This window comes from Leptospira yanagawae serovar Saopaulo str. Sao Paulo = ATCC 700523 (genome assembly GCF_000332475.2).
Taxonomy (GTDB): Bacteria; Spirochaetota; Leptospiria; order Leptospirales; family Leptospiraceae; genus Leptospira_A; species Leptospira_A yanagawae.
Map to the genome: position 1 here is coordinate 17,096 of NZ_AOGX02000022.1, position 14,936 is coordinate 32,031.

Sequence of the window (14,936 nt, forward strand, 5' to 3'; positions counted from 1 at the left end):
ATTTGGTATTGTACTTTAAAATCAATCTAAGATTTTTTGTTTCGATCCAAAAGGTAACGGAGAGCACCAGTGGACCAAAGAGCCCACAAAATGAGAACTGGTTGGAAAAACAAACGAATCAATCTTTTTTGATCCGTATCCAAACCAAATGCACTGATTCCATTTGTGTATTGGGAAATATTTCCTGGAAAGATTAAGATAAAGAAGATAGCGAGTAGGATTCCCACTTTGATTCTCTCTTTTGCCCAGAACAATAATGAAAGTCCCAAAGCAATTTCAACGACTCCGGAAGATAATACTACAAAATCCATAAAAAATGGATCCTGAGGCAACCATCTCGGAACTTGGGCAAGAAATTCTTGTCTTTGAAAAGTTAGGTGGCCTATCCCTGCCAAAGTCATAAATAAACCCAATATGATTCTGAGTACATTTTGTAATAAATTTGTTTGCATTTTTATTCTCCAGCTCATTAGACAAAAAAAATTGAGTAAGTGTTCGTTGAAAATTTAATTGAATGAATGTTATGTTGTGAATTCTACCGATAACAAAGTGACATCATCTTCAAATTTTTGATTTGATTGGTGAGTTTTCGCCATCTCAAGTAAAACGTTTAACGCGGAATCCTTTTTCCAAATCTCAGGTTCATTTGCCCATTGGGAAAAACCAAAATCTCGGAATAAAGTTTGGTTTTCTGATCGAACGTCAAAAAGTCCATCGGTAAACAAAAATAATTTGTCTCCCGTGGAAAAAGATATGGATTCTCCTTGGCCTTCCCAATCCATAAGAATGCCCAAAGGTTTCCCTGTTGCATCTAAACGTTTTAATCCAGCAGGATTTCCGAAATAAATATCCTCATGGCCTGCTTTTGCATACAGTATTTTTTGATCAACATGATCTACGATCGCAACGACTGCAGTGACAAAAAGTCCTGCAGTATTTCCATATAAAAATGCATTGAGTTCTTTTAGACAAAAAACTGGATTCGTTTTGGTTAGGTTTGGCAATTGTAAAACAAAATGTAAAATTGCGGCAATCATTCCTGCGGCAAAACCATGTCCTGAAACATCCGCTAAAAAGAAAAATGTTTTGTTTTCATCTAATGATTGAACAGCATAATAATCTCCAGCAATTCCATCACTAGGCAAAAATTCCAAATTCAGTTTCATTTTCTCTTGGTTGTAATTTGGTTCGGGAATCAATTTTTTTTGGATCCGAATCCCTCTTGCCAATTCCTCGCGTAAATAAAATTCTTTTTCCACTAATCGAAATGCATTTTTGACAACACTTAAAAGTTCGGATTCTAAAAATGGTTTTGCTAAATAAAAATCAGCGCCTTCTCCGTGTAACGTTTGCCTTGTTGTCGTATCCGCCTTGGCTGTTAAAAGAATCACAGGAAGAGAATGGTATTGTTCACGTTTACGAATTTCTTGAATCAAATCGAGACCACTCAATTTTGGCATCATAAGATCTGTTATCGCTAAATCAGGAGATTCAGTTAAAACTGCATCTAATCCTGCTTGGCCATCTTCAGAAACTAACGCGTGATAACCGGCGCGTGTCAGTATGGATCCTAAATACGAACGTAAATCAGGGTTATCTTCCACAACAAGGATTTTATATGCTCGAGAGGATAAATTCTCTTTCCCTTGGAGGTTTTGTTTTTCAGCATCCTCTGGGATGTATTCATGTTGGAATAAATGGGATTTTTTATCTTTCCAATCTGATTTCCCTTCCGTTGGGATTTCAGAAAGTTTAGGTAAGGTAAAATAAAAATGAGATCCTTTTCCGAATTCACTTTCCACTCCCACTTTTCCACCATGTAATTCTACTAACTCTTTTACGAGTGCAAGACCGAGTCCTGTCCCTTCTTGTTCACGTGTTAAGGAAGCTTCACTGATACCAAAACGAGAAAACAAACGTTTCATTTGGCTTTCCTTCATTCCTATGCCTGTATCATATACAGAGACAACTGCTTCCTCATCTTTGTTTTTCAGTTCGAGTCGGATTGTTCCACCCACTTCCGTGAACTTGATGGAGTTGGATAGATAATTGAATATACATTTGTCCAATTGTTCAGCGTCCGCATTTACGTAGATTGGTGTTTCATCTAATACTACTTCAAACTGAATGTTTTTTCTTTTTACATAGGCTGTAAAATTTTCAGCCACCAAACTCAGAAATTCTCCCAAAGGAAGTGGGGATTTTTTTAACTCCATGCGACCTGAAGTGATTTTTTGTAAATCAAGCAATTGATTTACCAACCGAGTGAGCCTACGCCCTTGGTTCACGATGACTTTGACTTCCGATGGATTTAACCCTTCATTTCTAATGAGTGCAGACTCGGATGGACCAGAGATTAAAGTAAGAGGAGTCCGGAGTTCATGTGAGATGTTTTGGAAAAAAGCCGTCTGTGCTTTGTTTTCACGTTCTAACGAATCTTCTGCAATATTTGCAGCAAGTGTAAAATAATAAGCGAATCCAGCATGAAAGAGAGTGGAGAAAACGATATTGGAAACATTGATGAGAGCAAGGAAATTTGGACTCCAGGTGTAAATGGGTGGGTAGTTCATCGAATAGTAGTAAGTGGAAGCAAATAAAAGGCACCCAACGACAATACTTCCGAATTTCAGGATATTTTTACCTGGTGGTAATAAGAAAATTCCTGTGGCAAACAACATCATGTAATACTGGTAACCGGCTCCCCAGCCAAAAAAATAGGTGGCGGTGAGTGCATGTAGAAATACTTCCAAAAAACATAAGTACAATGAGGTGAATAAATACTGTTTGCGATTGATCCAAATTGTAAATGCAAACCATAGGACACTTCCTAGGTTAAAGAATGCCATCTCTGGAGCACCCACCATCCAGAAAAAAAATATAAACGTAAAATGGATGAGTCCTGCTAACACATAAATGGAATTAGTTGCGACAAAATACCTTTGGTAACGAAGCTCTACCCCCTCGGGTGCATGGAATAAGGAGCGAACAAAGGTTAAAATGGAAATCATGTTGGAAGAAAAAGAATCAGACAAAACGAAAAAAGTCAAGGAATCCACTGGATATTTTCTTCGCATCGCTTTTTACAGTCGGTGTAAAAATGTAATGTAAGTAGTAAAGTATCCTCGAATTGGATTTTGGGAAGAGGCGAGACCCTGATGTTTACGCGAAGTGTAAGAATTTATAGCAGGTGGCAAAACAGTAAATCAAAGCTTAATTTCCATTCTTGAAGCTTAAAAATGGCAAACTCTAGGATCTATTGAATGATGAAAATTTCGTGAATTTTAATGAACGAAAAATAATTCGTATATGTCTACAGTTTGAACGAATTCGTTCAAAAATCGAGAGGAATTCGGATGATGAACTTACGACACCCATATTTATTACTTGTGAATTCGTTCTTCTGTTTTCTTGTATTCGCATTTCCTTTGCATTCACAAACAAATATGAATGCCAAAAAAGATTCTAATCGATTTAATCAAAAGAATTCTAATCAGGATCAAATCAGGAATGAAACTGGGGAAGAAAGTGAAGTCAGTATAGAAGTGACACATGAAATCGTAAGTGATTTTGTTTGGAGAGGTCAAAGTTTTTCTGGAGATTATATCGCAAGAAGAGACAATCTTCCCTATAAAAATTTTAGAGAAGCCTATACATATGTACCTGTTGTGAGAATGAGTCATTCCAATGGATTCTTTTTTGAATTAGAATCAAACATTGCGCTGAAAGGTCGAAGTGATCGAGATTCGGACCAAAGGATCCAATCCTATCCTGGTGGAAATGCGATTGATGTGAATCGTTTGGTTCTTCCAACAATGGTGACTCAAAATGATAAGACAATTTTTTTCGATTCATCAAATGCAGTCTATTCGGATAAATGTAATCCATCTTTGCCAGACCATCCATTGATCAATCCTTGTGCCATTGATCCGTCAAAAATCAAACCATATGCAGAAAAAAACGGATTGGCGAGATCAGACGGACTTTTCACAACTTTTGCTTATGAGATGGAAACTTCCAAATATGGAACATTTACAGTTGGATCTTGGTGGTATTTTAAACAAGATCGATCCTCAAAAAATACATGGAATGAATACTTTATTTGGTGGGAATTGCCTTGGATGAAACGGATACTGAATCCAACCGTTCAATCATTCAAACAAACTTCAGCGAACACGGAAGCGGGATACGCAAGCCAATATAGCTCATTTTCCGTCAGGTATGTATTGTTTGAAAAAAAAGAAATATCAATAGAATGGAATTCTAATATTGGTTACGTATGGGTAAATAATCCTGAATCTAAAAAGTCCGGAATAAATGATATTACGACTTCTTTAAAGTTAAATTGGAACCAATGTTTTTTATCGTTGAATCATGCTCATAGACCTGAAATTGACTTGTATGATAACGAAAAGGTATATTTTTTAAATTCTGAGTCCAAAAGTTCTACACAAAATCTTTCCGAGAGAGATGGATTGGTATCGGATCCATCTAAGTTGTATGGTATCTCGAATGAAATCATATCCCAATCAATAGACCAATTGGAAACGGCAGAGATTGTAAAGCTTTGGGCCAACCAACGATACACCAACCAAAGTATTCCAAGGAATTTATTTTGGATCGGTTTTGGAATCAACCAAAGTTTTGAATGATCCAGTCTAATTGCCATGTTTGGATTTATCCCACTCTTTTTCGTTCATCTATTTGCATGTTCCATGATGTTCATTTTGATTTGGCTAATTCAAATCCTTCACTATCCAAGCTTTCATTATATTGATTCCTCCCAATTTTCCAAGTTCCATTCCTTCCATTCAAATCGTATCACATGGTTAGTTGCTCCTTTGATGGGAATCGAACTCGTATCTGCGATGGCACTCATCTATCTATTACCAAGTTCTATTTTGTTTCAAATCAATTTGGTTGGAGTCTTTGTTCTATGGATGTTTACATTTTTTGTGAGTGTTCCCATTCATAACAAACTTAAAACTAGAAAAGAGGATCATCAAATCAAACGATTGATCGTAACCAATTGGTTTCGTACCATGTTATGGAGTTTACGACTTGTTATGCTCTTTTGTTACAATGAAATTCGTTTGGGTTAATATGAGTTCCCAGTTTCCGAATCCAATTTAACCATACCAGCTCTATACTTTTGGTTTGCGGCATTTATATTGCCAAACGCATAAACAACATTGCCTTCAGCAATCACCTGGTAAATCGTAGAACCTGTAGCTAGTTTTGCATCCCAATCATTGATGCTTAAGTCATTTCGATTGAGAGAGAATAATCCATTTCGAGTTCTGCCACCAAAGTTAGGAAAGTTACCACCTAAATAAATTTTTGTTTGGTTTTGGTGGATCGAACGGACAAATTCGGAAGTACTTGGAAATGTAGATGAAGGTGTGATGGTAGACAGGTCAGGTATTTGGTAAAATGTCAATCCAAACCCATTATAAGGTGCTGTCACTTGGTATTGACCACTCATAATGAACCTTTGGTCTGAAATGAAACTTCCATATGCAGAAAATCCTGTCAAGGATTGTGTATGTGTTTTTATAAAAGTACCACTATTTCTGTTTACGCTTGCTAGGTATGTTGCTGCATTTGGTATTGTATTGAATTGGCCAACGACATACAATTCATCACCTAATAATTGTAGCGAACGAACCGTATTTCCCGGGTTTGGATTGAAATTTGTATCCAAATTTCCTTGGATTGTATCAATTTTGACAAGCCGATTGACTGGGTTTCCGTTTACTGTTGTAAAATTCCCTCCCACGTACATTGTATCACCATCGATTAACATTGATTCGACGGAAGCGGGAGGAAATTCTGGATCCCAACTAAGTAAAGATTTTGAATCTAAATCATATGCTGCCATTGTTTGCCTGGCAGTATCGGATATAATAGTAAATTGTCCATGTAGGAATAATCGTTTGTCAGAAATAATAAGTCTTGAAACAAGATCATTTGGATTTGGATTCCAATCTGTTGGAATTCCTGTTTGTGAATCTAATTCTGCTAAATAATTCCTTTGTGTGGTATCAATTGCGCCAAATGCACCACCTAAAAAGATCACGTTTTCTTTGAATTTTAGGGCAACTCCTTGTAACTCAGAATTTCCATTTAAAAATTTTGGATCCCAAGTGGTTACCGTATCTGATTTTAGATCAAGTTGGAAGATATGGTTTTTTGGTTCGGAGCGGACGGTTTCGAAAAAACCAAAAACATAAAGTTTGTCATCAATGAGAGATAATTTATAAACATTCCTTTGACTTCCATCTATGGAATAATCGGCCGCTAAAACATTTCCATTCAAATCTGTTTTCAAAAGGCCAAATCTAGGACCTGTGATTTCGCCACCGATATACAATTCATCGTTGTAAGCCAAAATGGCATACACAGCGTTTCCAAAGATATTGATGGAACTAAAAGCTGGTAAAACTGTATTCGTTGCTAATTCAATGGCTGCAATTTTTGAACGGGATGTAGCAGAAGCATTTAACGTGGAAAATACACCTCCAACATAAAGAATTCCGTTCCGAATCAGCATTGCATTGACAGTACCATCCGCATCCACAATGGGATAAAATGTAGTTCCATTGTCTTTGTGAAGTTTTCCTATATTACCTACTCCATTTGAGTTAATAGCCGTAAAACCACCACCTATGTAAATGAAAGTTCCATCTGTTTCCATACACCTAACGTCCACACCAGAAACATTGGGAGCCCAATCATCCATAAGCCCAGTGATGGCATTCACTGATGCTACATGATGTCTGATTGTTGGAGTAGGGTAATTTGTCAGTGCACCCGTTGAGGTTTGAAAACTGCCTGAGAAAAAAATCCGACCTTCTAAGTATAATAGATCATAAAAAATTGCGGAAGTATCGTTTATCTTGGCATCAAAGGCCAAATCCAATTGGCAGTTTGGTTTTATTTTAGCTAAGTTTCTTCTCGGAAAACTTTGCACATGCGTAAACTTGCCAAGAATGTATAAATTTCCATCAGGATCCATAACAGCCTCACTGATGGTTCCGGAACCAGTGAGATTTTCATCATAAAGATCAAGTTGTGGGCAATATGTTGAGCCAATTGGTTTTGCTGAATCACTCCAAACAAATGCACCACCACCAGTAGTCACGGCAAGTTGTGTAAATAGTCCACCTATATAAATTTTTCCATTGGAAATGGCAGCGCTGAAGATGTCAGTTGCTGAAACTCCCAAATAGGCACCGTAACTTAAAAAATTAGTTTCGATTCGATTGAAGTAGGGAATACAGCTTGCTGAACGATCATTGGCGATGTTCTTTACTAAGAGTAATTCTAAGAAAGACTGAGAGTTGGGATCACAAGCATTGTTGAGAGCTGGTGGTTTACAATTGTTCAATGGGAAATATAATAGAGACAGGAAGAAAAAAAAAGAAAGGGATGATTTCATACAACCAAGGGTTAGACAGTTGCAGAAATTCTCGAGTGAAATTCTTTTTAATTAAGATAAGAAGATTCAAGTTTATACGGAAAGGATCATTAGAACTTGTACTTAAGTTTAAGTGAAGAAACCCACCACCACTTCTCTTCCATTGTTTGTCATGATCAATACTACATGACAAGAGAGTGATGGCGAAATAAAATTTTTAAAGACTATCAATCTGCTTTCAGTGATTTTTTTTCGGAACCACTAGCGTCTAAACATTTTTTCTTACCAGAAGCACTGCAGTTTCCTGAATACCCTGTGATGTTTCCGCAATCATTGCCAGAGTTTGCCTTACAAATGCTTTGGGCTTGTTGCCTTGCAGCATTGTTATTCCCATCGATACATACGGTGATTTCTTTGTTTTTGCTGAAACCAAAACATTTGGCAGACAATTGGAAGAAGGTTCCTGTGATAACAAATAAAATGAGAATCGTTAGTTTTTTCATTTTTACCTCGAAGAAATGGGATCATCACTTTGTCGTTTTTGACAAGTTATTTTTTAATTTACGTGTTTCATTCCATGTATAAAAAATTATCGATTGCTTCCTGTCGAAAAGTTGTATAACTTGATCCTACCTTTTTGGGAGGTCCGCACCGAATGAATACGAAGGTTCTTTTTCTAATTGGACTTATTTTTACATTCTTTTCTTTAGAGGCAATCGACCAAGATACAAGAACCAAAGCAGATAAACTATTGGAAAGAAAAGATTATTTGTCTGCTTATCGACTTTCCGATTCAATCCTAGCAGCCGATCCCAATGAAGCTTTTGGTTGGCGATTGCGGTTAAATGTATCTGCAGCACTTTCAAAACAAAAAGGAAAATGGCCAAATGAATGTTACCAAAGTGCCAAAAAACTTGGATCACTTGTTCCTGAAGAAGAGGTTACGAGTTTGGTCACAGCGATTTGGTGTTTGAATGATGACAGCCGTTACCAAGAGATTGTTTCCCTTGTTCCGAATGTGATCCCACAATCTAGAATCAAAATTGGAGATGGCAATTATGGGCTCCTTATCAATGTAATTACAATCGCCTATATGAAGTTAAATGATCAAAGGTCGGCCCGAAATATATTGTATGCTGGTTTATCTGATTTATCAGGTACACCCTCCGCGCTCCATACAAGTTATAATGTAGGGGAACTCTTCTTTGATCCAGAAATGACAATGGATGAGAGAGAAAAATGGCATGAACTATTTAAAAACAATTTATTCAAAGAACAAATCACAAATCCACTTATCCCTTCCATTGCTTGGAATACTTCGATTTTAACAGACGAGTATACAAAAAAAGGGAAATACAATTTTGCTTATGAAACAATATCACTTTTGTATCCCGAGATGGACTTACATGTTTCCAAGTATTGGAATTTTTTGCGAGACCAATTATGGATCAAATACAAGGCCTTACAATTTAAAACAAAGAAAACGAAAGAAATTCCTCGAAAGAAACTAAAACTGGTGATCCTAATAGTTCCTAAAACAAGATTAAAAGCACCGCTACCTGCCCCATTAACACAATACAATTTAGATTTGGACTTGGAAGAAAAATCAATTTCAGACTTGGTTTTAAGTACCGAATACTTTCGTGATTCCTTTGCCGAGATCACAGAAGGGATTTATTGGGATTATGAAATCATTCGAACAGACTCGGAAATTCGAGATACGAATTTGATCAAAGATACGTTTCGTTATGTGATGCAACCTTCCATCACATCGATCCAACCACCACTTGCCGGAGATGTACTCACAAAAATCAAGGCGGCCGATGGAGTTCTTTTGATTTGGCCTGGAACCAAACAGCCGAATGGAGTGTTAATCACAAATGGAGGAGGAACTGAATGGAATTTTGGAACGGAGAATGATCCTGAAGTTCGCCTAACCATTATCTCTGATTCCAATAAAAAAATTGCCGATGGAAATCACGCAAACCATCCCATTTTCCTTTACCATGAATTGTTTCATGTTTTAGAATGGGCCTACCACAAATCCAAATTTCCTAAAAAAGACCATCCGTATATGCGAAGAAAGGATTGGCCGATTGACTATGTGGGAAATACAGAATGGGATTTTTATTCGGAAACCTTTCGAAAACGCCTACTTGTCGAAGATAAAATGGACAGAGTTTATTGGCTGGGTAGAAAAGAAGGATTTTATGGAATTAAAATCAAAGAAGAAAATAAGAAGTGAGAGTTTTTTTACTTTGAAGGAGCGTTTGGATTCTCATCCGAAAAGACAAACCAAAGTCCGGACTTAAGGTTTTGTTTGATTTGGATATAAAAGTTTTACTTTACATTTTGGATTGATTCCTATAAATTTTTCCAGGATGTCTCTCTTTCGCCTTACGTTTGTTTTTTTCCAAATTCTCCTTTTTTTTCCAATATTTGCCAACCCAACTCCATCTCGATTTTCAACCATTTTGAAAAATGAAGTGGGAGAATACCCTCTTGGTTTCCATATGGAAATTTTAGAGCTCCCTCCATCCAAAATTTTAAGTTTTCAGGAAGTCCAAAAATCAACCGAATTTAATGAAAGCCGAACCATTTCACCAAACTTTGGTTTCACTAAGAACGTATATTGGGTGCGTTTTGAACTCAAAAACAATTCAAATCAAAGGGATTGGTTCATCCATGTATCCTATCCATTACTCGATAAAATTGATTTTTATGAATCAAAAGATAAGGATTGGAATCATGTCGTCACAGGGGATTCGTATTTGTTTCGTGAAAGACCTTTAGAGGAAAAAAGTTTTATCTTTCCAATCAAACTTTTACCAAAAAAGAATAATACATATTATTTTCGTTTCGAAAGCGAAGGTACAGTTCAGTTCCCAATTACAGTGTACTCTCATGAAAGGTTTCTCAAATTAAAAGAAAAAGAGAATCTCTCTTTGGGAATTTATTATGGCATATTATTTGTATTAGTTATTTATAATTTAATCCTTTTGTTTATGTTAAAGGATTTTGGGTATTTGTACTATTTGTTGTACATTAGCTTTTATGGTTTATCACAATCGGTATTGAATGGGTTGGCATTTCAAATTTTCTGGCCAAATTCTCCTCATTGGGCCAATATCAGTTTGCCTTTTGTAGGTGGGTTTTCTCTTTTCTGGGGTTTACAATTCACTCGGAGTTTTTTGAACACAAAAAAGAATACTCCCAGTTGGGACAAAATCATTTTGGTTCTTATGGGGCTCATGTTGTTACTCATGTTATCCTCCTTTGTTTTTTCCTATTACATTAACATATATTTGTTGGCATCTCTGGTGATGTTGTTTGCCATCGTAGTTTTTTTGGTGGCTGTAGTTTGTTGGGATAAAGGATACAAACCCGCAAGGTACTTTCTCATTGCTTGGGTTGCGTTATTGTTTGGAGTGGGGATTTACTCTTTAAAAGGATTTGGTATTTTGCCTGCCAATATCGTAACCGAATATGGATTACAAGCAGGTTCAGCAATTGAGATGTGTTTACTTTCATTGGGACTTGCCTACAAAATTAAATTGGTGAATTCTGATAAAAATAAAGCGGAAAGGAGAATGGTCGCTTACAAAGCAAAACTGCAAGATGCCAAATTGGTTTCGAGCCGACTTGAAGTAGAATTATTAAAAAATAATATCCATCCTCATTTTCTATTAAATTCGATCAATTCAACCATCATTTGGTTGGATGAAGATCCTGAAACAGCCAAATTATTGTTAACCTCTTTATCTGACGAACTTAGAGCAATTTTAAAACTTTCAAACAAAAAAACTATTCCGATAAAGGAAGAAGTGGAAATTTGTAAACGATACTTGGAGATCATGAGTTTACGAAAAGAATCTAAATTTGAATTTTTAACGGAAGGAATCGGTTTAAAGGATGTGATCCCACCGATTGTATTATTAACCCTAGTGGAAAATGGTGTGACCCATGGTTACCAAGGAAAAAATGCCGGTAGTTTTGTACTAAAGAAGAAAAAGGAAAAAAATAAAACAAAGTACATTTTATTTAATGATGGTTTGCCAACCACCAAATCAGATTCACTAGGCACAGGGATCAAATACATCAAGTCTAGATTACAGGAAGCGTTTCCAAACAAGTGGGAGTTTACTTCCCGTTTTGTCATGGGAGGGTGGGAAAACACGATCATCGTTTTTGAGTGAGGTGCCATTCGCGAAGCAGTAGTGCCGTTCGCACTTTTTTTTAAGCGAATGTAAATAGATTCGTTATCCTCTACTTTGAGGATAACAAGATGAATACAAATTCAAAATGGCACTTATCGATTTTGGTTTTGGTTTCTGTTTACCAATTGAATGCGCAAGCCAATGTTAAAAAAGACGAAAAACCAACTCCTGTGCAAACGCAAAACGGGACAAACCCAACTCCAGAAGAGATTCAAAAGAATAATGCGGAATTGGAAAAATATTATGCAAAACTTAAATACCCACCAGGTTTTTATGAAGGTGCGTTCTTAATCAGTTTTATGGGTGGAGGAACATTGGCACCCAGTGGTACATTTATCAGTCACGAAAAAAATTATGACAATGTATTACAATACAAGGTAGTCAATAAAGAGGTTAGCCAAGATTATTATAACCAAGGTAATATTCGTAATGAACAATCAGGTTTGTATTTCAAACCTACGTATACACCGGGAGTTGCATCACAATTTGATTTTGAATATGGTTGGAAAGAAAAAATCGGATTAGGTTTCACAGTTATGCAAAATTCTATGAATGCGAAAAGACAGGATGTCATCCCAGGAATATCGTATTACAAAGAGTATGTGGATCCATTCCCTCGCGAAAGAACCATTTACCGTGGTAATTCGATGAGTTTTTTGGCAACCTACCACCCGATCCCTAGAAATTTTTTTGATCCGTATCTTGCAGCGAGAGCAGGGGTGGTTTCTTTTACAGGGGAAGCACACTCAGGGATCACACATGACCGATTTGTTTATAGCAACCAAATCACGAGTGGTATCGGTGGGATTGTGGGAGTAGGGGCAGGACTCAATATATATTTAGGTCGCTATTTTGGTATCAAAGCAGAAGTTGATTATTACCGAGAGTTTTTAAAATCGGATCAGTTTTCGATGCGAACATTAAATTCATACCAAGCAATGATTGGCGTGTTTGTAAACTTATCCAATGTCCAATACAAACTAGAACAGTATTAAGGAAGTTCCATTGAGGATTTTGATTGTAGAAGATGAAACTGTAGCTGCAAGAGGACTAACGAGGATTTTGCGAGAAATTCTTGGGACAAAGATTTCATCTCTACACATCGAAAGGACATTACTGGGATCACAATGTTTCGTTAAAGAGAATCCTATCGATTTATTGTTCTTAGATCTCAATTTAGATGGCGACATTGGTTTTGATTTGTTAAAAGAAACTTCGGCTGAATCTTTTTTTACCATCATTACTTCAGGTAATGTTGACGAAGCAATTCGTGCCTTTGAATATGGAGTACTCGATTTTGTGCCAAAACCCATCTCAAAAGAACGAATTCAATTGGCTCTAGAAAAGTTTCAATCCAATGTACGCCAATCGAAAACCAAATACATTGGTATCAAACAAGAGAACCACTTACAGTTGGTTGCAACAAAAGACATCCTATACATCCAATCCTTTGATAAAAGGATTAAAGTGTTTAAAAAGAATGGAGAAAAGTTTATACATTCAAAAAGTTTGGATTCGATTTCAAAAATATTACCAAATCATTTTGTCAGAATCCATCGATCCTATATCGTGAATAAAAAACAAATCAAATCCATCCAAACAGGAAGTGGTGGATTTTACCAAGTAGAACTTTTGAATGGAGAGACTTTGAAGATGGGAAGAAATTATTATAAAACACTAAAGGCGACTATCTAATTTTTGATTCAGATAAGCCACCTAAATTGTGTTTGAGAATTGGGTTAGGATTGAGGTGTTTTTTTTAACTCTACATATGTTTTAAACTGATTTAAAATTGACTGCCACCCTTCGCGTTGCATTTCCAATGGATTTTCATTTTCTGCATCAAAACAAACAACTACTTCTGTGGACTGATTTGTTTCTTTCAGATCAACTTTAACGTTACGGTTGTCTCCTAAGATGTAAACAAGACGTGTCGGTTCTTTGACCTCTTCGATCACTGCTTCAAAATCAAATCCAAAACTTCCATCTTTTGCTTCCATTCGTGCTTTGTAGGCACCTCCTTTTTTTAGGTCTATAGATGCTGAAGGACAATGCCAAGATGGATCGGCAAAATTCCAATGGATGATGTGTTCTGGAGATGTATACAATTTCCATACGGTTTGGATGTCTGCAGGGATATTTGTTTGGATTGTGATTTCGTTAGGCATAGGAAATGTTTTTGACTTTAACAAACCTTTCGTCAATGAAAATTCGATTCCAATGTATGGATTTTGATCAAGGCAGATTCAATTTTTTTGGAACATTTTGTACATGTTATCATAAATATAATCCAATCATATTGTGAACTGGCTCATTCTCTGGAAGTTTTTACTTTTTTGAAACCAAATCACTAATCTTTTACCCCACCTAAATCATGAAGGTGGTATCTCCGATGGTTACAAAAATATTGTTTTCTCCAATTTACTTACGAATTAAGATTTTTTTACTCTGTGGTTGTTTGCTTTTCTGTTCTTCTAAAGAATCCGCTCCTAAGTCTCATGTTTTTGCCAACTTGCTTGCGTTTGTTGAAAATGCAATTGAGAGACCTCATGAGAATGAGGAAGGAGGACAAAATTCCAAAAATTATTTTGTCATCGATTCAGTTTCACCTCGTGTCCTTTTGGAAAATACAGATTTTGTTTTGAAAGGAAAATTTCCAAGTTCAATGAACGAAGAGGATTTATTAGGAGATGGTGCTTCAAAATATGTTTTAATAACAGAACAAACTGATTCTAAAATTCGCCTGCATGTTTCGTTTTGCCCAACCGTAGAATTAATCTTTATTAGAACAAATGAACCAGGTGTTGAAAATAAATTACCAGTCCCTTGCTTAGGATCCTTTCGTTATTCCTTTCGAAACTTAATTTTAAATTTAGGAGAAACAATCGAACCCATTCCACCGACAGATTCGATCAACTTACAGAGATTACGTTCTATGGGAGAAATTACATTTGGAGTGGAACCAGCCCTACCGATTGGACTTCATTTGGATCAAAATACAGGGGAAATTTTGGGAAATCCAATGGAAACAACAGGTGATCTTTTCCAAACTTTTTCCGTTGCTGCCCGCTTAAAAGAAGACCCGTTTGTGAAAATCACTACTCAAATTTCAGTTTTGGTTGTGACAGAACAAGAACGAGATAATCGGATCTGTCGACCGGTATCTTCCACGTCTACATGTCGTTTTCCTTCGCCTTATTCCTGTACCAAAGCTGGTATCTGTTTCCAAGGCAAATTTTCCTGCCTAATGGACATTCGGTGTGGGCTCTAAATGATCCTTCTGGTAACAAAAAAGGAGAACC

The 14,936-nt window shown here is 36.5% G+C and carries 12 protein-coding genes; 7 read left to right on the top strand and 5 right to left on the bottom strand.

Features of this window, described 5'->3' with window-relative positions:
- Positions 1-26 precede the first annotated feature (26 nt).
- Together LEP1GSC202_RS11085 and LEP1GSC202_RS11090 are read right to left on the bottom strand one after the other, a co-directional pair.
- Positions 27-452: a DoxX family protein gene (locus tag LEP1GSC202_RS11085; RefSeq protein ID WP_015677887.1), complete on the bottom strand. Its 426-nt coding sequence runs from the start codon at positions 450-452 to the stop codon at positions 27-29.
- A gap of 69 nt (positions 453-521) precedes the next feature.
- Positions 522-3,074 (bottom strand): SpoIIE family protein phosphatase, encoded by a 2,553-nt coding sequence (locus tag LEP1GSC202_RS11090; RefSeq protein ID WP_244147714.1) that lies wholly within the window; start codon positions 3,072-3,074, stop codon positions 522-524.
- A 279-nt stretch (positions 3,075-3,353) separates the two neighbouring features.
- Between LEP1GSC202_RS11090 and LEP1GSC202_RS11095 the strand changes: the two genes are divergently transcribed.
- On the top strand, positions 3,354-4,649 hold the full coding sequence (locus LEP1GSC202_RS11095) for a hypothetical protein (RefSeq protein WP_015677909.1): 1,296 nt from the start codon (positions 3,354-3,356) through the stop codon (positions 4,647-4,649).
- A 63-nt stretch (positions 4,650-4,712) separates the two neighbouring features.
- Entirely contained in the window at positions 4,713-5,099 is a 387-nt protein-coding gene (locus LEP1GSC202_RS11100) for a hypothetical protein (protein ID WP_156825381.1), read from the top strand.
- On the opposite strand, the gene LEP1GSC202_RS11105 is transcribed toward LEP1GSC202_RS11100, so the two are convergent.
- Complete coding sequence (locus LEP1GSC202_RS11105; protein ID WP_051125334.1) at positions 5,096-7,438, bottom strand: delta-60 repeat domain-containing protein; 2,343 nt, start codon at positions 7,436-7,438, stop codon at positions 5,096-5,098. The two genes, LEP1GSC202_RS11100 and LEP1GSC202_RS11105, sit on opposite strands and share 4 nt — an antisense overlap.
- Positions 7,439-7,644: 206 nt before the next feature.
- Positions 7,645-7,920, bottom strand: a complete 276-nt coding sequence (locus tag LEP1GSC202_RS11110; protein ID WP_039928903.1) for a hypothetical protein — start codon at positions 7,918-7,920, stop codon at positions 7,645-7,647.
- Between the two features lie 152 nt (positions 7,921-8,072).
- Here LEP1GSC202_RS11110 and LEP1GSC202_RS11115 point away from each other — a divergent pair, with 152 nt between their 5' ends.
- From LEP1GSC202_RS11115 to LEP1GSC202_RS11130, 4 genes are all read left to right on the top strand, one after another.
- On the top strand, positions 8,073-9,662 hold the full coding sequence (locus LEP1GSC202_RS11115; protein ID WP_015677889.1) for a hypothetical protein: 1,590 nt from the start codon (positions 8,073-8,075) through the stop codon (positions 9,660-9,662).
- 229 nt (positions 9,663-9,891) lie between these two features.
- Positions 9,892-11,613, top strand: coding sequence for a 7TM diverse intracellular signaling domain-containing protein (locus tag LEP1GSC202_RS11120; RefSeq protein WP_015677901.1), 1,722 nt, complete (start codon positions 9,892-9,894; stop codon positions 11,611-11,613).
- A gap of 89 nt (positions 11,614-11,702) precedes the next feature.
- Positions 11,703-12,629 carry a hypothetical protein gene (locus tag LEP1GSC202_RS11125; protein ID WP_015677908.1) on the top strand — a complete coding sequence of 309 codons (927 nt, stop codon included), beginning with the start codon at positions 11,703-11,705 and terminating at the stop codon, positions 12,627-12,629.
- Positions 12,630-12,639: 10 nt separating this feature from the next.
- The gene (locus LEP1GSC202_RS11130) at positions 12,640-13,329 is read left to right on the top strand and encodes a LytR/AlgR family response regulator transcription factor (RefSeq protein ID WP_015677867.1); all 690 of its coding nucleotides are present in this window, start codon (positions 12,640-12,642) and stop codon (positions 13,327-13,329) included.
- Between the two features lie 44 nt (positions 13,330-13,373).
- Here LEP1GSC202_RS11130 and LEP1GSC202_RS11135 read toward each other — a convergent pair whose 3' ends face one another.
- Positions 13,374-13,802, bottom strand: a complete 429-nt coding sequence (locus LEP1GSC202_RS11135; RefSeq protein WP_039928947.1) for an SRPBCC domain-containing protein — start codon at positions 13,800-13,802, stop codon at positions 13,374-13,376.
- Positions 13,803-14,026: 224 nt separating this feature from the next.
- On the opposite strand from LEP1GSC202_RS11135, the gene LEP1GSC202_RS11140 reads away from it, so the two are divergent.
- Positions 14,027-14,905: a hypothetical protein gene (locus LEP1GSC202_RS11140; RefSeq protein WP_015677835.1), complete on the top strand. Its 879-nt coding sequence runs from the start codon at positions 14,027-14,029 to the stop codon at positions 14,903-14,905.
- Positions 14,906-14,936 lie beyond the last annotated feature (31 nt).

Coding starts and splice junctions, on each gene's coding strand:
- LEP1GSC202_RS11085 (WP_015677887.1), bottom strand. CDS start 452: ATGCAAACAAATTTATTACAAAATGTACTCAGAATCATATTGGGTTTA.
- LEP1GSC202_RS11090 (WP_244147714.1), bottom strand. CDS start 3,074: ATGCGAAGAAAATATCCAGTGGATTCCTTGACTTTTTTCGTTTTGTCT.
- LEP1GSC202_RS11095 (WP_015677909.1), top strand. CDS start 3,354: ATGATGAACTTACGACACCCATATTTATTACTTGTGAATTCGTTCTTC.
- LEP1GSC202_RS11100 (WP_156825381.1), top strand. CDS start 4,713: ATGATGTTCATTTTGATTTGGCTAATTCAAATCCTTCACTATCCAAGC.
- LEP1GSC202_RS11105 (WP_051125334.1), bottom strand. CDS start 7,438: ATGAAATCATCCCTTTCTTTTTTTTTCTTCCTGTCTCTATTATATTTC.
- LEP1GSC202_RS11110 (WP_039928903.1), bottom strand. CDS start 7,920: ATGAAAAAACTAACGATTCTCATTTTATTTGTTATCACAGGAACCTTC.
- LEP1GSC202_RS11115 (WP_015677889.1), top strand. CDS start 8,073: ATGAATACGAAGGTTCTTTTTCTAATTGGACTTATTTTTACATTCTTT.
- LEP1GSC202_RS11125 (WP_015677908.1), top strand. CDS start 11,703: ATGAATACAAATTCAAAATGGCACTTATCGATTTTGGTTTTGGTTTCT.
- LEP1GSC202_RS11135 (WP_039928947.1), bottom strand. CDS start 13,802: ATGCCTAACGAAATCACAATCCAAACAAATATCCCTGCAGACATCCAA.
- LEP1GSC202_RS11140 (WP_015677835.1), top strand. CDS start 14,027: ATGGTTACAAAAATATTGTTTTCTCCAATTTACTTACGAATTAAGATT.